15 protein-coding genes are annotated in these 17,267 nt (G+C 68.1%); 5 read left to right on the plus strand and 10 right to left on the minus strand.

The features are described from left to right. Nucleotides 1-16 precede the first annotated feature (16 nt). On the minus strand, nucleotides 17-1,519 hold the full coding sequence (gene trpE / locus QTH90_RS27830; RefSeq protein ID WP_286667818.1) for an anthranilate synthase component I: 1,503 nt from the start codon (nucleotides 1,517-1,519) through the stop codon (nucleotides 17-19). A 273-nt stretch (nucleotides 1,520-1,792) separates the two neighbouring features. Between trpE and QTH90_RS27835 the strand changes: the two genes are divergently transcribed. Next, nucleotides 1,793-2,380 (plus strand): chalcone isomerase family protein, encoded by a 588-nt coding sequence (locus QTH90_RS27835; RefSeq protein ID WP_286667819.1) that lies wholly within the window; start codon nucleotides 1,793-1,795, stop codon nucleotides 2,378-2,380. Nucleotides 2,381-2,560: 180 nt separating this feature from the next. Here the strand turns inward: QTH90_RS27835 and QTH90_RS27840 are convergent, their stop codons facing one another. Then, nucleotides 2,561-3,247: a phosphoglycolate phosphatase gene (locus QTH90_RS27840; RefSeq protein ID WP_286667820.1), complete on the minus strand. Its 687-nt coding sequence runs from the start codon at nucleotides 3,245-3,247 to the stop codon at nucleotides 2,561-2,563. Nucleotides 3,248-3,276: 29 nt separating this feature from the next. After that, the gene (locus QTH90_RS27845) at nucleotides 3,277-3,960 is read right to left on the minus strand and encodes a response regulator transcription factor (protein ID WP_286667821.1); all 684 of its coding nucleotides are present in this window, start codon (nucleotides 3,958-3,960) and stop codon (nucleotides 3,277-3,279) included. A gap of 237 nt (nucleotides 3,961-4,197) precedes the next feature. Here QTH90_RS27845 and QTH90_RS27850 point away from each other — a divergent pair, with 237 nt between their 5' ends. Continuing rightward, nucleotides 4,198-5,523 carry a DotU family type IV/VI secretion system protein gene (locus QTH90_RS27850; RefSeq protein ID WP_286667822.1) on the plus strand — a complete coding sequence of 442 codons (1,326 nt, stop codon included), beginning with the start codon at nucleotides 4,198-4,200 and terminating at the stop codon, nucleotides 5,521-5,523. Nucleotides 5,524-5,534: 11 nt separating this feature from the next. Beyond that, nucleotides 5,535-6,656, plus strand: coding sequence for a type VI secretion system protein (locus tag QTH90_RS27855; RefSeq protein WP_286667823.1), 1,122 nt, complete (start codon nucleotides 5,535-5,537; stop codon nucleotides 6,654-6,656). A gap of 13 nt (nucleotides 6,657-6,669) precedes the next feature. Here the strand turns inward: QTH90_RS27855 and fusA are convergent, their stop codons facing one another. Then, nucleotides 6,670-8,730 carry an elongation factor G gene (gene fusA, locus QTH90_RS27860; protein WP_286667824.1) on the minus strand — a complete coding sequence of 687 codons (2,061 nt, stop codon included), beginning with the start codon at nucleotides 8,728-8,730 and terminating at the stop codon, nucleotides 6,670-6,672. Between the two features lie 102 nt (nucleotides 8,731-8,832). Here fusA and QTH90_RS27865 point away from each other — a divergent pair, with 102 nt between their 5' ends. Next, nucleotides 8,833-9,201, plus strand: coding sequence for a hypothetical protein (locus QTH90_RS27865; protein WP_286667825.1), 369 nt, complete (start codon nucleotides 8,833-8,835; stop codon nucleotides 9,199-9,201). A gap of 3 nt (nucleotides 9,202-9,204) precedes the next feature. Here the strand turns inward: QTH90_RS27865 and QTH90_RS27870 are convergent, their stop codons facing one another. The 6 genes from QTH90_RS27870 to phnD all read right to left on the minus strand — a co-directional run bounded on the left by QTH90_RS27870 (nucleotide 9,205) and on the right by phnD (nucleotide 15,014). Next, a complete protein-coding gene (locus tag QTH90_RS27870) occupies nucleotides 9,205-9,939 on the minus strand; it encodes a PP2C family protein-serine/threonine phosphatase (protein WP_286667826.1) in 735 nt (244 codons plus the stop codon). A gap of 15 nt (nucleotides 9,940-9,954) precedes the next feature. Further along, nucleotides 9,955-11,076: a serine/threonine-protein kinase gene (locus QTH90_RS27875; RefSeq protein WP_444814775.1), complete on the minus strand. Its 1,122-nt coding sequence runs from the start codon at nucleotides 11,074-11,076 to the stop codon at nucleotides 9,955-9,957. 15 nt (nucleotides 11,077-11,091) lie between these two features. After that, nucleotides 11,092-11,730, minus strand: coding sequence for a type VI secretion system-associated protein TagF (gene tagF, locus QTH90_RS27880; RefSeq protein ID WP_286667827.1), 639 nt, complete (start codon nucleotides 11,728-11,730; stop codon nucleotides 11,092-11,094). Nucleotides 11,731-11,859: 129 nt separating this feature from the next. After that, a complete protein-coding gene (locus tag QTH90_RS27885) occupies nucleotides 11,860-12,582 on the minus strand; it encodes an SGNH/GDSL hydrolase family protein (RefSeq protein WP_286667828.1) in 723 nt (240 codons plus the stop codon). 375 nt (nucleotides 12,583-12,957) lie between these two features. Then, nucleotides 12,958-13,962, minus strand: a complete 1,005-nt coding sequence (locus QTH90_RS27890; RefSeq protein WP_286667829.1) for a phosphate/phosphite/phosphonate ABC transporter substrate-binding protein — start codon at nucleotides 13,960-13,962, stop codon at nucleotides 12,958-12,960. An 8-nt stretch (nucleotides 13,963-13,970) separates the two neighbouring features. Further along, nucleotides 13,971-15,014 carry a phosphate/phosphite/phosphonate ABC transporter substrate-binding protein gene (gene phnD / locus QTH90_RS27895; protein ID WP_444814776.1) on the minus strand — a complete coding sequence of 348 codons (1,044 nt, stop codon included), beginning with the start codon at nucleotides 15,012-15,014 and terminating at the stop codon, nucleotides 13,971-13,973. A 239-nt stretch (nucleotides 15,015-15,253) separates the two neighbouring features. Here phnD and QTH90_RS27900 point away from each other — a divergent pair, with 239 nt between their 5' ends. Continuing rightward, nucleotides 15,254-17,143: an ATP-binding response regulator gene (locus QTH90_RS27900; protein WP_286667831.1), complete on the plus strand. Its 1,890-nt coding sequence runs from the start codon at nucleotides 15,254-15,256 to the stop codon at nucleotides 17,141-17,143. Nucleotides 17,144-17,267: the final 124 nt, after the last annotated feature.

Below are 17,267 nucleotides of genomic sequence, written 5' to 3' on the forward strand. Positions count from 1 at the left end.
CGGCCCGGCGCGGCGCTCATTCCAAGCCCTCCTCGACCAGTTCCGCCGCGCGCAGCAATGCCCGCGCCTTGGCTTCGGTTTCCTTCCACTCGAGTTCGGGCACCGAGTCGGCGACCACGCCGGCTGCCGCCTGCACGTGCAGCATTTGGTCCTTCACGATGCCGGTGCGGATGGCGATCGCCACGTCCATGTCGCCGGCGTAGCTGATGTAGCCGCAGGCGCCGCCGTAGAGCCCGCGCTTGGTCGGTTCGAGCTGGTCGATGAGTTCCATCGCATGCACCTTGGGCGCGCCGGTCAGCGTGCCGGCGGGGAAGGTGGCCTTGAGCACGTCGATGGCGGTCATGCCGTCCTTCAGCGTGCCTTCGACGTTGCTCACGATGTGCATGACATGGCTGTAGCGCTCGATGGCGAAGGCTTCCGTCACCTTCACGCTGCCGGTCTTCGCGATGCGGCCGATGTCGTTGCGCGCGAGGTCGATCAGCATCACGTGCTCGGCGCGTTCCTTGGGGTCGTTGATCAGCTCGACCTCCGCCGCCTTGTCAAGCTCGGGCGAGGCGCCGCGCGGGCGGGTGCCGGCCAACGGACGGATGGTGATCTTCTGCTCGTCGTCGCCCGTGCGCTCCTGGCGCACGAGGATCTCGGGCGAGGCGCCGACCACGTGGAAGTCGCCGAGGTCGTAGTAGTACATGTACGGCGACGGGTTCAGCGAACGCAACGCGCGATACAGCGACAGCGGCGACTCCGTGTAGCGCTTGCTGATGCGCTGGCCCACCTGCACCTGCATGAAGTCGCCGGCCGCGATCAGCTCCTTGGCCCGCTCGACCGCCGCGAGGTAGTCGGCCTTGGCAAAGCTGCGCTGCGCCGGATGTGCCTGTGTCGGCAGCACGCGCGGCGCGCTCACCGAATACTTGAGCTGGTCGCGCAACTCGCGCAGCCGGCGCTTGGCATTGGCATAGGCCTCGGGCTGGCCCGGGTCCGCGTAGACGATCAGGTAGAGCTTGCCCGAGAGGTTGTCGATGACCGCCAGCTCCTCGCACTGCAGCAAAAGGATGTCGGGACAGCCCAGCGTGTCGGGCGGGCAGCTCTTCTCCAGCTTCTTCTCGATATGGCGCACCGTGTCGTAGCCGAAGTAGCCGGCCAGGCCGCCGCAGAAGCGCGGCAGGCCTGGACGCAGGGCGACCTTGAAGCGCTGTTGGTAAGCCGCTACGAAATCGAGGGGGTTGCCCTGGACTTTTTCCACGACTTTGCCGTCTGTTACGACCTCGGTGACGGCGTCGGAACCGAAGCCGCTCGCGCGCAAAAGCGTCCGCGCGGGCAGTCCGATGAAGCTGTAGCGGCCGAAGCGCTCGCCGCCCACCACCGACTCGAGCAGGAAGCTGTTCCGGCCGCTGTCCTTGGTGTAGGCGAGCTTGAGATAGAGGGAAAGCGGTGTTTCGAGGTCGGCAAAGGCCTCGACCATCAGCGGGATGCGGTTGTAGCCCTGCGCGCTGAGGCTTTTGAATTCGAGTTCAGTGATCACGGGTGGGGTCTCCGTCGGCCAGCGGACGCTTCGTGGTCGCTGGCGGGGTCATTCAGGGTGGCTGGTCGGGATGACCGAGGGCCGCGGGCGCACGGCGTGCGCCGTGCAATCAAACAGGCAACGTCGATGGCGTGCGCCAAGGCCAGGCTCCCCGGCTGCCTTGACCTGTCTGAATGACGTGATGAATGAACATGGAATGGGGAGTTTAGCCGAGGGACAGAGCAGGTACTAAAAGATACATTCGGAACTTTTTGAGCCCACGGAGACTTTTTGATGCCCCAGTTTGCCTTGCGGCGCGTGATCGCGCTGTCCACCTTCGCCCTCGCGTCGTTCGCTGCGTCGGCCGCCCAGATCGACGTCGCCGGGGTGAAGCTCGACGACGCCCTCGACCTGCATGGAAGCAAGCTGCAACTCAACGGCGCGGGCGTGCGCTACAAGGCCGTCTTCAAGGTCTACACGGCTGGCCTCTACCTGGGCAAGAAGGTGGGCAGCCCCGCGGAAGTGCTCGGGGCGCCGGGCGCCAAGCGGATGGTCATCACCATGCTGCGCGACATCGATGCCAACGAACTGGGCAAGCTGTTCACGCGCGGCGTGGAGGACAACTCCCCCAAGGGCGAGATGTCCCAGCTGATTCCGGGACTGCTGCGCATGAGCCAGGTGTTCTCCGAACAGAAGCAACTGAAGGGCGGCGACACATTCACCATCGACTGGTTGCCCGGCACCGGCACCGTGATCTCGGTGAAGGGTGTTCCGCAGGGCGATCCGATCAAGGAGCAGGCCTTCTTCAATGCGTTGATGCGCATCTGGCTCGGACCGAATCCGGCCGACTGGAAGCTCAAGGACGCCTTGTTGGGGAACTAGAGCTCGCCCCCAGGCTTGCCCACTTCGTGTGGCCGCCTACCCCCTGCCGGGGGTGTTCCTGAACTCGCCCCCAGGCTTGCCCACTGCGTGTGGCCGCCTACCCCCTGCCGGGGGCAACACCAGCGGCCCGGCAGAGCCGGTTCCGCGGTGTTCCTGAACTCATCCCCGCGCCTTTTGCGCCTATGACGCTTGTCGAGGGGGGGCCAGGTCGGCCAGGGAGTCGATGAAGCCGTCTGCGTCGACGTCGCGGATGGGTTCGCCGTGGTTGTAGCCGTAGCTGACGAGGATGACGGGGCAGCCGGCGGCGCGGGCGGCCTTGGCGTCGTTGCTGGAGTCGCCGAGCATCAGGGTTCGCTCGGGGCGGGTGCCCAGGGCTTCGCAGGCCTTGATGAGGGGTAGCGGGTCGGGCTTCTTCTTGTCGAAGGCGTCGCCGCCGTACATCACGTCGAAGAATTCGGCGAGGCCCTTGGAGGCCAGCAGCGGGCGTGCGAAGGCCGTTGGCTTGTTGGTGAGGCAGGCCAGCCGCAAGCCCCGGGCACGCAAGGCGGACAGGCCTTGCACGACGCCGGCGTAGACCTCGGCATGCTGGCCGTTGATGGCCAGGTAGTGGTGCTGATAGCGGGGCCACGCGCGGTCGAACCAGGTCTCGTCGTCCTCCGCAGTGGCACGCACATGGCGCAGCACCGAATGGATGAGGTGCTCGGAACCCTTGCCCACCATGGCCTCGACCGTGGCCGCATCGATGTGCGGCAGGGCCAGGTCGTCGAGCATGTGGTTGAGGGCGACGACGAAGTCACCGATGGTGTCGACCATCGTGCCGTCGAGATCGACGATCGCGGCGTCGAAGTTTGAAAGATCCAGAGGCATCCCCCGAGGATAAGGCGGAGGCGGAAACCTCAGGCTTCGGTGAGCGACTGCGCCGCGACCACCGCCTCGGTGCGGTTGCGCACGTTGAGCGCCCGGAAGATCGCCGCCAGGTGGATCTTGACCGTGCCCTCGCTGATGCCCAGCGCGCGCCCGATGAGCTTGTTGGGCTTGCCCTGCGACAGCAGTTGCAGCACCTCGACCTGGCGCTCGGTCAGCACGTTGCGCAGGTGTTCCAGCGTTTGCGCGGATGCGGCGGCCGACCCGCGCTGCGCATCGGCGGCCGCGCTGGCGTTGGGAATGCCCGCAATCACGCCGGGTGGCAGCGCCGCCAGCATCATCGGCGGCACGTAGACGCCACCGGCCAGCACCAGCCGCACCGCGGACAGCATGACCTCGGGCGAGTACGCCTTCGGGATGAAGCCGAGCACGCCGCGCTCGAGTGCGCTGCGCATGACGGAGGGGTCCTCGTAGCCCGACAGCACGATGACGGGCACCGCCGGATGCCGGCGGCGGATCTCGTCGATGTGGGCCTGGCCTTCAGCGCCGGGCATGTTCAGGTCGATCACGGCCAGGTCGATGTCGTCGGATGCACCGGCGAGCAGTTCGTCGACGCTCATTGCCAGGACGAACTCGATGTCGGCTTCGAGCTCCGACAGTTTGGCCTTGACCGCCTCGATGACGAGCCGGTGGTCGTCGGCGATCAGGATTTTCATGGCTTACCCCAGCGTCAGAAGTGACTCAGCACATTGAAGATACCGGCGAACGCACCGCACATCAAGGCGGATTCGCTCCCCGAACGACATAGCTCCCAAGCGGTATGGCGCGCGCCCGCACGCGTGGAAAGAATCGATTCCATATCCAAGAACGACAGGGGGACAAGAGCATGTGCCATCGAAGCGGGCGCACGCACGGGATTTCCGTCGCCACCGAAGCATAGCCGCGAGCGACGCATGGCTCGCCTGCTCGACTGTTTCTCCGCGCTGCTGTCGTTCGGCCTCGCGCTGGACGCATCGATCGCAGCCGGGCGCGTCAGCGACTCCTGCGAAGCGGCACAGCGCAAGGCCCTGGCGCTGCTCGACGAGGCGCGCGCCGCGGCCCGCGTGCAGGACCAGCCGGCCGAGAAGGTGGAGTCGGCCGTCTTCGCGATGGTCGCGTGGATCGACGAGATCCTGGCGCGACACCCCGGTTGCACGGACGCGGTGGCGCCCTTGCAGGTCGCGCTCTTCAACTCGCACAACGCGCAGACCGAGTTCTTCCATCACCTGTCGGCCTTGCAGGCCGGCGACGACGAAGTCCGCGAGGTGTACTGGCATGCGTTGGTGCTCGGCTTCAAGGGCCAGTACTACTTCGAGAGCGGCGAGGGCGGCGAACTCGGCAAGCTCAAGGACCTGCATGGGCAGCAGCTCGCGGTGCGCCCCGTCGCGATCGACACGCTCGCGCAGGACCGCATCACGCCGCAACCCTACAGCGTGCCCGGCCCGCCGGGGCCGCGCGATCCGCAATGGCGCCAGCGTGCCCTGCTGCGCACCGGCGGCGCGCTGGCGCTCTTGATCCCGCTGACCTATCTGCTGTGGTTCCTGCTGACACGGCCGCACGAATCGCCGCCCACGCTGGTGCAACGCGTCGAGCAGCAATTCCAGACCTACGCCTGCTCCGACCTTGCCGTGACCGCGGCCAAGGACGGCGAAATCCGCGTGAGCGGCTTCGTCTCGCGCCCCGAGGAGATGGCCCGCATCGAGCGCGATGTGAGCGCCGTGCCCGGCATCGACGCCGTGCGCTTCGACCTCCAGTTGCGCATATGGCCGCACTGCGAAGTCGTGGCGATTCTCAAGCCCTATCAGGCGCGCAACCAGGACAAGAAGCGCGGCCTGAAGATCGCCGCCCTCTCCGCGCGCAACGGCCGGCTCCGCGAAGGCGACCCGGTGAAATTCCAGATCACGAACGCGGACGCCGAAGGCTACCTGTGGATCGACTACTACACGGCCGACGGCGCGGTGATGCACCTCAATGCCGGCAAGGTGCTGCCCCGCATGCGCGCGGGCGAGACGACCGAGCTGGGCCGCGACATTCCTGCGAGCTGGCTGGTCGCGCCGCCTTTCGGCACCGTGCTGCTCACCGCGCTGGCGTCGCCGATTCCCTTCAGCGAACCCGCGGACAGGCCGCCCTTCGAACTCGCTTCCGCCTATCTCCAGCGACTGCGGGAGTCGCTGGCCGGCGGCGAATTCGGCTCGCGAGTGATCGCCGACTTCGCGTTTCTCGAAACCGTCCCGCGTTGACGATGAACACCATGACGCAGCTGCCCGCGCACTTCTGGCCCCTGCTGGCGCTGTGCCTGCTGGCCTTCCTGAGCCTGTGGTGGATCGTGCTCGGGTCGAGCCGTGCGGCGCGGCGCCGCATGCTGCGCCTGCGCATCGCAGCGCTGGGGCAGGAGAAGGAGGCCCCGTCGAGGCCGGCCGAACTGCAGCAATCGCTCGCCCATGCGCGCCAGGCGCTCCAGCGCTCGCCGGACCCGCCCGCCGTGCGCAATCCCCTTTATGCGATTCCGTGGTTCGTCTTCATCGGCGATGCGTCGGCCAACGTCGCGGGCCTGCTCGATGCCGCCGTCGGCACGGCGACGCCGAAACCGTACGCCGAGCGCGACGATGTGTTCTGGCACTGGCGCGGCCTGCCCTCGATGATCGCCATCGAGACCAGCCCCGCGGCGCTGGGCGATCCCGCGGATCCTCACGAACGAAGCCTCTGGTATCGCGCCCTGCTGGAACTGGCCGAGCGCCGCGAACGCCTGCCGCTCAACGGCATCGTGGTGTGCGTGGGCGCGTCCACCCTGCTCGGCGACGCCGCCGAGCGGGACGCCGTCGCGGCGCGAGTGCGCACGCTGGTCCACGAAGCAGCGGAGCACCTGGGACTTCTGCTGCCGGTCTATTTCTTCGTGACCGGCCTGGAGCAGTTGCGCGGCTTCGACGTCGTGCGCGCCGCCCTGCCGGACGATGTTCTCTCGCAGGCGCTGGGCCATTGCCTCACCCACGACGCGGCGCCGCGCATCGAGGCGGATGCCGAACTCGACGTCGTGTTCGGCGAGATCATGCGGCGCCTCCATGCGCTGCGCATGGCACTGTTGCGTGGTGAGCAGGATCCGGTCCGCCGGCAGGCCATCCATGCCTTCGCGGAAGAAGTCCGTTCGCTGCAGCAGGGTCTGCGTGCGATGGCGCAGCGCATCTTCGGCTACGGACATGGGCCGCACTCGCCGCGCTGGCGTGGCCTGTATCTCACCGCCGCGCCGCAGGAAGGCCGCGGCGGCGCCTTCGTCCACGACCTGTTCGCGCACTTCCTGCCGGCGGACCAGCCGCTGGCGCGTTCGCGAAATCCAGGAGGCCTGAGCGACAGCTACTTCGGCTCCACGCAGATGTGAGGGCGGCTGTCCGTCATTCGTCGTCACGCACCCGGAACTGGCCCATCAGCGTCTGCTGCACCGCGGGCGGCACCGCCTCGTAGTGGGACAGCGCGATGGTGTAGCGCCCCTGCCCGCTCGTCATGGCATTGAGGCGCGACTGGTAGCTCGACAACTCCGACATCGGCACCTGGCCGCGAATGACCACTGAGCCCGCCGCCATGTTCGACGTGCCGGTGACGAGCCCGCGCCGCGACGAGAGATCGCCGGTGACGTCGCCGATCGAGCCGTCGGGCGCAGCGATCTCGATTTCCACGATGGGCTCCAGCACGATCGCGCGAGCCTCGCGGATCGCGGCCATGAAGGCCTTGCGGCCCGCGGTGGCGAAAGCGATGTCCTTGCTGTCCACGCTGTGGTGCTTGCCGTCGTGCACGACCACGCGCACGTCGACCACCGGATAGCCGGCGATGGCACCGGTCACCAGCACCTCGCGCACGCCCTTCTCGACCGCGGGGATGAACTGGCCCGGGATCGTCCCGCCCTTGACCGAGTCGACGAACTCGAAGCCCGCGCCGCGCGCCAGCGGCTCGATGCGCAGGAACACCTCGCCGAACTGCCCGGCCCCGCCCGTCTGCTTCTTGTGGCGGTGATGGCCCTCGGCCGGGATGGTGACGGTCTCGCGGTAGGCGATGCGCGGTGGTCGCGTGTTGACTTCGAAGCGGTACACCTCGCGCAGTCTTTCGAGCAGCATGCGCAAGTGCAGTTCGCCCAGGCCGTAGACCACGGACTCGTTGGTCGTGGCCACGTGCTCGACCCTCAGGCATGGGTCTTCACCGACCAGCTTGCCGAGAATTTCCCACATGCGCTGCTCGTCGCCGTGCCGCTTCGGTTCGATGGCGAGCCCGTGCACTGGAATCGGGAAATCCAGCGGCGCGAGATGAACGTGATCGTCCTCCGCGGCGTCGTGCAGCACCGAGTCGAAGCGGATGTCGTCGACCTTCGCCACCGCCACGATGTCGCCCGGCAGGGCGCGTGGGACTTCCACATGGTCCTTTCCCTGCAGCATGAACAAGTGGCCGACCTTGAAGGGCTTGCGGCCGTCGCCGATGTAGAGCTGGCTGTCGCGCGTGACCGTGCCCTGGTGCACCCGGAAGATGCCCAGCTTGCCGACATAGGGGTCCACCGTGACCTTGAACACGTGCGCCAGCACATGCTTCGACGGATCGGGCGTGGCCTGCATGGGTTTCGCGGCCGCGCCTTCGCCGACCAGGAAGTCCGGCGGGTTGGCTTCGGTCGGGTCGGGCAGCAGCTTGACGATCACGTCGAGCAGTTCCGCCACGCCCGCTCCGCTGCGCGCCGAGACGAAGCAGACGGGAATCAGGTGGCCTTCGCGCAGGGCCTGTTCGAGCGGCGCGTGCAGTTCGCTCGCATCGACGTCGCCGTCGTTCAAGTAGCGGTCGACGAAAGCCGCATCGACCTCGACCACCTGCTCGACCAGCGCGCGGTGCGCCGCATCGACGCCGCCGATGTCGCATTTCCCTTCGCGGTTGAAGAAGCAGTCGACGACGCGCGTGCCTGCGTCGCCGGGCAGGTTCAGGGGCAGGCATTCGCGGCCGAAGGTGGCCTGGATCTGCTCCAGCAGCCCCGCGAGGTCGACGCCTTGCGCGTCGATCTTGTTGACGATGATCATCCGCGTGAGGTGCCGCGACGCCGCGTACTCCATCATGCGCACGGCCATGGGCTCGATGCCGGTGCTCGCGTTGATGACGATCGCCGCCGTCTCCACCGCCTCCAGGGCCGGCAGGCTCTGACCGAGGAAATCGGCGCCGCCGGGGGTGTCGATGAAATGGATCCGCGTGTCAGCGTGCGTCAGGTGCATCACCGAGGCATTGAGCGAATGCTGCATGCGTCGCTCGAGCGGGTCATGATCGCTCACGGTGCTGCCGCGTTCGATGCTGCCCGGTGCGCCGATGGCGCCCGACTTGAGCAGCAGCACTTCAGCAAGGGTGGTCTTGCCCGAGGCTGACGCCCCGACCAGCGCCAGCGTTCTCACCGCTTCCATTTCGGCCGCGAGGCCGTTCGATCGGCTTGCCATGAGTGGGTCTCCTTGACGGGCGAATGAGGGTACGGGATTGACCGATCCGGCGCAAGCCGACGCCTTTGCCGGACAATGCCGCCCTGTATGCGCACGCAATTCATGGCAGTCAAGATTCCGGTCGTCCAGGACGACGACGACCGCTTCCACCAGCGGGAAGACAAGATCGACCAGGCGCTGAAGAGCAAGCGCCTCGGATCGGTGCTCGGCTGGGGCGACTCCCTCGGCGAGGCCTCTCCCAGCGGCCTGCGCCGGGTGGCCTACACGCGCGTCGATCTCGACGTCGTGGACGTCGGCGCCGCGCGCACGGAACTGCAGGCCACGCTCGTCGCGATCGGCGTGCCCGCCGGCACCGAGATTCACTACGGCATCGAAGGCGTCAGCCTCGCGGACATCTACGCGCCGCCGGACTGGCGACTCGAACAGCCGGTGGTCCGCCAGCCCAAGCGGCCCGGAGGCCGCGCACGCTAGGGCCTACCCGAGCCACACCGCGACGGCGGTGTAGTTGTCGTAGCCGGGCCTGGCACGTGCCTTGACCTCTGCGTCGATCTTCTCGATCCATTGGTCCGGGTTGCGCGATGTCTGCAGTGCTGCGCGCAGGTACGCATCGCCCAGCACCTCCCAGATGCCGTCGCTGCACAGCAGCAACGCATCGCCGGCGGCCAGCGGCATGCGCTCGGACACCGCGATGTCCAGCAACCCGTCCGCGTCGCCCAGGGCCGACAGCAGCAGGTTGCGCTGCGGATGCAGGCGCGCGCCTTCCTCGTCGATCATGCCGCCGGCCACCATCTGCTGGACCAGGCTGTGGTCGACGGTGCGCGCCTCCAGCGCGCCACCCCTGAACAGATAGGCACGGCTGTCGCCGCTGTGGGCCCACGCCAGTTCCTGGTCGCGCAGGTCGAGGGCGGCCATCACCACGGTGGAACGCATGTTCGCGAGCGTGCCGCCCTCGGCCTGGCGCGTGACCACGTCGCGGTTGGCCTGCTCCAGCAGGCGCCGCAGGCAGGCGTTGTCGAGCCCCGGCGCCGCGGCGAAGCCGTCGAGCACGCTGGCGCGCGCGGTCGCGGCGGCCACGTCGCCGCCGCCGTGGCCGCCGGCCCCGTCGGCCACCAGGCAGGCGACGAAGCGGCCGTCGCTCCATTGCCCGAACACGTCTTCGTTGTAGGGCCGGCCGCCCTTCTTCGACAAGGTGACGATCTCGATGTCCACTGGAGCCCCCTCACCTCATATGAATATGGAGCTGCTCTGGAGCAGCCACCACGCCGCCGCGATCGCGACCAGCGCCGCGACGGCCGCCGCCGCGATGAGGCGGCCCTTGCCCGTGGAGACAGGCGGCGGCGCAGCCGCTGGCTTGGCGCCGCCCGCAGACTTCGGCAGCGGAGCGCGCTTCACCGCGGGCACCGGCGGCAATCCGAGTGCCTCGCGCAGGGCCGCCATCGACTGCGGCCGCGCTTCGGGGCGCACGGCGAGCCCTGCATCGATGGCCGCGAGCAGCCGCGGGCTGTAGCTCTCCTGCAAGGCCGCGTTGCCCGCAAGCGGCACGTAGGCATCGCTCAGCAGGCGCGCCACGGACGGCGGCGGCGCATGGCCGCAAACCGCAACGTGCATCAGGGCCGCCAGCGCATAGACGTCCGTCCACGCGCCCTGCGCCATGCCCGGCATGTCGGCATATTGCTCGATGGGGGCATAGCCGGGCTTCAGGATGACGGTGATGGTCTGCGTCTTGTCGCTGATCACGCGACGCGCCGCCCCGAAGTCCAGCACCACCGGCCGGCCGGAGCCGGCCAGCAGGATGATGTTGTCGGGCGCGATGTCGCGGTGGTAGCAGTGCGCCGCATGCATCACGGCCAGCGCCTGCGTCACGCCGTCCATCATGCGCAGCAGCCAGGCCTCCTCGACACCGCCCGGCGTGGCCGCCAGCACCTGCCGCAGCGTGTCGCCGCGGTAGAAGGGCATCACCATGTAGGTCGTGCCGCGCTCCTGCCATGACCGGTAGACCTTCAGCAGCGAGGGATGGTCGAACTGGGCCAGAAGGCGTGCCTCGTTGATGAAGCTGCGCATGCCGAGGTCGAAGGTTTCGCGATGCCGCTCGGACAACGGCACGACAGCGCCGTCCAACTGGCGCGCCGACAGCAGGGAGGGGAGGTATTCCTTGATCGCCACCACTCTTTCGAGCGTCGGGTCCCAGGCCTCGTAGACCACCCCGAAGCCACCCTGTCCGACGATGCGCGTCACCTCGAATTCGGCAAGCCGGCTGCCCACCGGGAGCCGGCCGGCATCGACGTTGTCGATCGTCTTGCGCACGGTCGGCGCGACGGTGGGGGCGTCGCTGGCCTTGGCATTCATGGCGGCGCCCCGGATCTAGGCGGACGCACCCGGCGCGTAGCCGAAGAGCGCCTCGAACTGGTCGTCCTGCGGCAGGGCCTGGCTGGCCATGCCGAGCCCGCCTTCGGCCCTTGGATCGGTGAACCACAGGGATTGCCCGACGACCGGCAATGCGAGCGCGGCCTCGCCGTTCTCGTCCACGGCCTGCTCTTTCTGGCTGGCGAACAGCCGATGCAGCAGCACTTCGAAGCCAATGGCGTCGAGGTTCCTGTCGAGCCCTTCGCGCGCGGCCTGGATCGCGACGCCCCACCATTGCCGCACATGGGCCAGCGCCTCGCCCTTGAGTTCGGAGCGCGGGGAGACGAGTTCCTGCGTCAGGGTGAAGGGAAAGTAGCGCCCGTCCTCGTCGACCGAGGGCATCAGCACGCCCACCCACGATTGCCCTCCGATGACGCCATTGCCCAGCACGAAGCACCAGACCGGCGCTTCGAGATAGCGCTCGGTCCAATCCTGGTGAATGACGCGCAGGCGTGCCAGCCCGCTGCGCAGCCAGCGCTCCCAGGCCTCGCGGAAGTCGTCCGGCAGGCGGCGCTGCGCAAAGTCGCCCATGCCGGGCAGCTTGCCGAACCAGCCCGGCGCCGCGTCCGAAACGACAGGAGACGACTCGGCGCTCACAAGACCTCCGGACAAGCCAATGGAAACATCCAGTTTCCGGCGCGCGGATGCGCGCGCAAATCTGGCGAATGGCCTAGGACGGAGGGCTCAAAGGGCCTACTCCCACATGCTGCGAAGCAGCAAGGCTGCCTACTTCACGCACTCCGGCGCGACTTGGTCCAGGGTCGACGCGAGTTGCTCGACCAGGCGGTCGCTGTAGACCTTGTTCGGGTGCACGAAATCCAACAGGTCGGAAGGGCCGTTGAACGGGACCGAACCCCAGTCCGCGAAGGCCACGCCCATCTGGCCGGCGAAGTTCTTGATGATGCCGTAGTACGCGTCGCGCCGGAGGATGTTGTCGGCACTCACGGTGCCCCCCACCGATTGGTGCGAGAAGCCCGTCAGCACGGGCACACGGCCTTCGGAGCGGAGTTGCTCGATCATGACGCTGTACGACGCCAGCATGAGATCGATCGAATACCCCTGCCACGAATCGATCACGCCGTTCTCGATCACCACGTAGCGCGCGGTGCGCGGACTGTCGGCAAAGCCCTGCATCTGCACCAGCAGCGTGGTGCCTGGTACCGCGTGGTCTGCCACCACCTGCAGGCCGGGACGCAGGCGTTGCAGCGTCATGGCCGGCGTCTCCGACGTGCCATTGCCGGCCATGATCGAGTCGCCATAGAGCTCGACGGTGCAACCCACGACGGGCACCGGCCCAGCCCCGCCATCCGGCTTCGCATCGGTCAACGGCTTCGAGGCGGCTGCGACGTAGCCGCTGTCACCCGTTCCTCCGCCTCCGCCGCCCCCACAGGCCGTCAACACGGCCGCGAACAAGACACTGATGGCTGCTTTGTAGCTCGAACACTTCAACTGAATACCTCTTTCTTGAAATAGCTAATGAAAAATGGGGGTGCGCAACTGCAGGCGCCCACGGCGATGCCGGGCCAGGCGCGTGGCGGGTCAGCAAGATGGGGGGCGCAGCGTGATATCGAGACTGCTCAGCGGCGAAGGCGTGGCGCGGGCGCGCCCTGCCGTGCGCTGGGTTCGTTTACTGCACGGGTTCTAGTTGCAAGTAGTGACGATATTTATAATTTGTAACTAGCCGGGATTATTGCGGGGAAATGCACGGACGCCAGCTGAACAGAAGCTGATCCCGGGCGAGCGCGACGCTTTGAAACTCGATACCGTGACAAATCTCACGCGCAAAATCCCCGTCTTCAGCGGGGCATCGACGGATCGCGAGGATCAGCGGGCGTTGTTGCGCAAAGCCGCGACCTGCTCGGCGTACTGGCTCTCGACGCGTTGCAGCTTGGCCTCGCGCGCAGCCTCGCTCACCCACCGCCCATTCAGCGCGCTCTGCCGTGCCAGCTGGTATTCGAGATGGGCCGCCGGCAGCAGGGCCTCGTTGGTCGCGGCCACGTAGCCCAGGCCCGCTCTCAGCGACTTCAGCGTCTCGCGCTCGCTGTCGGCGCGCGGGCCCGCACCCTGGCCGTAGCGCACCAGGAACAGCTGGGCCTTCTTCTGGATGGCGGGTGCGACGCCCTGACGCACCACGATCTGGGCCGGCGGGGTCGGCGCGGACCGCCAGATGACCTGCAGGCGGTCCGCCTCGTCCGGAAACTGCTGTCGGAAGCGTTCGAAGTCGGTGGTGTTGTTGGTCGCCACGTCCGCATCGCCATTGGCCACCGCCAGCGCCGTGGTCTGGTGGGTGCCGATGATCTCGCCGCGAAAGCGCGTCTCCATCTCGATGCGGTGCGGCAGGAAGAGCTGGACCTGCGGCAGGATGAAACCCGAGACCGAGCGGCGGTCCCCGCGCGCCAGCCGCCATTGCTCCGGGCGCGCCAGCAGGGCATCGAGGCTGTCGAGCGGGCCGGCCTTGCGCACGAGGAGCACTGCGCGATGGTCGGCTTCGCCCGCGTGCCGCTTCACCTGGGCCAGCACCTTCATTCCCCGCCGGGACACGGCGTCGAGCGCCATCCTGGCCGACAACAGCGCGAGATCGACCTCGTTGCGCTGGATGGCCTGTTCAAGGGATTCGTAGCTGGTCACCGACAGCGCCGTGACCGGGCGCCCCAGTGCGCGGCTCATGTCGGCCAGCAGCGGCGTCCACTTGTCGCGCGATTCGACGGCCCCGCCGATCGGCAGCACGCCGAAGCGCAACGGACCCGGCTGAGTGCCACGGCTGGTCTCGGCCGCGCCCGCCCGCCATCCGAGCACCGCCCCTGCGAGCACGATCAACCGACGTTTCACCAGTGAATTCAGGGCGCGCCCTCGCGCAGCGCCGCCTGCTGGTCGGCGTAGGTGGCCTCGATGCGTTGGAGCCGGGCCTGCCGCGCCGCCTCGTTCACCCACTGCGAGGTCATCGCGCTTTGCCGCGCCAGCTGGTAGGCCAGCTTGGCCGCCGGCATCAGCGAACTGTTGTCCGCGGCGACGAAACCCGCCAGGTCGTGCAGCGACTTCAACACGGTGCGCTCCGCGTCGCCGCGCGGGCCCTTGCCGCGGGCGTAGTCCACCAGAAAGGCCCGCACCTGCTTCTGGAAGTCCGGGCCGTAATCACGCCGCATCACGATCTGCGCATGCGGGATCAGCTCGGATTCCCAGATCACCTGCAACCGGTCGGCCTCCGCCGGGAACTGGAGCTTGAAGCGCTCGAAGTCGGCGGTGTTGTTGGTCGCCACATCGGCTTCGCCGTTGGCGACCGCCAACGCCGTCACCTGGTGCGTGCCGACGAGTTCGCTGCGAAAGCGTGTCTCCATCGCGATGTGATTGGGCAGGAAAAGCTGCAGCTGCGGCACGATGAAGCCCGACACCGACCGGCTCTCCCCGCGCGCGAGGCGCCATTTCTCCGGCTCGGCCAGCAGGCTCTTCAGCGAGCTGTACGGCCCCGTCTTGCGCGCCAGCAGCAAGGCGCGGTAGCCGGGCAGGCCGTCGTGGCGGGTGACTTGCGCCACCACGTTCATGCGGCGGAGCGTCACGGCGTCGAGCGCCATCTTGCCGGACAGGAAGGCCATGTCGACCTGGTTGCGCTGGATCGCCTGCTCCAGCGCTTCGTACGAGGTGACCGAGAGCATCGTCACCGGGCGACCGATGGCACGGCTCATGTCCGCGAGCAGCGGCTCCCAGTCGTTGCGGGATTCGAAGGCGCCGCCCAGCGGAAGAATGCCGAAGCGCAGGGTGCCGGCGCCAGCGGTGCCGGGGGTCCCGGCGGTCCCGGCGGTCTGCGCCACGGCCACGACCTGGCAACCCAGCAGCATCGCCAGCGCGCTTCGCACCACCAGGCCCCACGCGCCACGCGCCGCCACCCGCCAACGCCGGGGCCGGATCGCCAAGGGAACAAGGGAAGCGCCGGAAGCGCGATGGACAGGGGCCAGCATCCTTTGAAACGCATTTGCCAGGAGGCCTATTGCCGAGGCTGGTCAAACGAGTACTGTCGAGAACACAATTAGAAACCAACTTCAACAATCGTCGTGTCGTTTTTCTCCATCCATGTACTTCGGCCGGTAACGCATCGGCGGCGCCGCTGACGGATCGTTCTGCGCCCATGTCCCGGCCCATCCGAGCCCTCCGCCAACTGGTGCGTCTCACGCTGGCGCAGCAGCTCGTCCTGCTGGCATTGCTGCCGGCGATGGTGGCGACCCTGGGCACGATCGCCGTGCTCACGCGGCAGCACCTGACGAATGTGACCGAACTCATGCGCGCCAACGCGCAGACCGTGGCGCTGCAGGTGGCGACGGTGGCGCAATCCCAGCTCCAGCACATGGACCGCCGGGCGCTGCAGCGCACCGCGCAGTCGGGCAGCTACCAGCCGCACGTGCAGCAAGTGCAGATCTGGTCGGAAGACGGCGAGATCGTCGCCAACTCGGAGACCACCGACCAGCATCGCGGCGAGGGCCTGCAGGTGGTGGCGCCCATCATCGGCGACGACGGCAAGCACACGGGCAAGGTGATGGTAGAGATGAGCCTCGACGCCGTGAGCAAGGCCAAGAAGGCGGTCTGGATCAACGTCGTGCTGGTGCTCGGCGCAAGCCTGGTGGGCGTCGGGCTGGCCGGCTGGTGGGCGGCGCGGCGCATCAGCGCGCCGGTCCGGGCGCTGGGCGAGGCGGTCGACCGGCTCGGCGCCGGCGAGGATGCGCAGGTGAAGGTCCAGGGCACGGCCGAAGTGCGGCGTCTGCAGGACGGCTTCAACCAGGCGGCGCGGGCGCTCTCGGAAAGCCGCAACCAGCTGGAGAGCCGCATCATCCACGCGACGGCCGAACTGGCCAGCAAGAACCAGCAGCTCGAAGTCGCCAGCCAGGCCAAGACGCGGCTGCTGGCCGCCGCCAGCCACGACCTGCGACAGCCGCTGCATGCGCTGACCCTGTTTTCCGACGGCCTGGCCAACGGCGAGACCGATCCGGCGCGCCTGCAGCGCATCGGCCACATCCGCGAGTGCGTCGAATCGCTCGACCGGCTGTTCACCGAACTGCTCAACCTGTCGCAGCTCGATGCGGGCGTGCTGCAGCCGCAATGGGCTGACTTCGCGCTCGACACGCTTTTCGACGAGATCAGCCGCAACTTCCGCGCGGTGGCCGAGCAGCAGAACCTGCGGCTGGTGGTGCGCAAGACCGATGCCTGGGTGCGCTGCGACTACGTGATGCTGTCGCGCATCCTGAACAACCTCGTGTCGAACTCGCTGCGCCATACCACCGAGGGCGGCGTGCTGGTCGGCGCGCGGCGGCGCGGCAAGGGCATCCGCATCGACGTCTGGGACACCGGCGTCGGCATCGCGGCGCATCACCAGGCCCGGGTCTTCGAGGAGTTCTATCAAGTGGAGCCGCACGGCCGCCAGGGCCGCGACGCGCGCGGCATGGGCCTCGGGCTTGCCACGGTGCAGCGGCTGGCCGCGTTGCTGAACACGCGAGTCGACCTCAGCTCACGGCTCCACAAGGGCACCTGCGTGCGCGTCACGGTGCGCGCCACGGAGCCGGTCATCGGCCTGGCGCCGATGCCCATGACCGTGCCCGGCGCCCTGCTGGACGACCTCGGCGGCCTTCGCAACATCCGCGTGCTGGTGATCGACGACGAGCGCACCATCCTCGAAGGGCTGCAGGTCGTCCTCACGAACTGGGGCGCCGAGGTGATGGCCGCGCAGACGCGCAGCGAGGCGCTGGCCCTCGCAGACGCCTGGAGCCGGCCGCCCGACGTGGTGGTCAGCGACCTGCTGCTGCAGGGCGGCGACAACGGCCTGGACGTGCTCGCCGCGCTGGAGCGCCATCCGAACGGAATCGGCCCCGGCACGGCACGGCTGCTCGTGACCGGGGAAACCAAGCCCGACCGACTGCGCGAAGTGGCGAGCGCCGGCGTGTCGGTGCTGTACAAGCCGGTCTCGCCCAAGGTGCTGCGGCAGGCGATCCAGGCGCAGCTCGCCGCCGTCCGGGAGCCGGCCCTGTAGGGGATACGACCTCTGACATAGGCCGACAGGCTGCGGCTTCGGCGCCTCTCCCACGGCAATGCGACCGCCCGCATGGCGACATAAGCCCTCTGCCTTATCGCGCCCCGCAGGCCGCATCCGTACA

This window comes from Variovorax flavidus (assembly GCF_030317145.1).
Lineage (GTDB): Bacteria > Pseudomonadota > Gammaproteobacteria > Burkholderiales > Burkholderiaceae_C > Variovorax > Variovorax flavidus.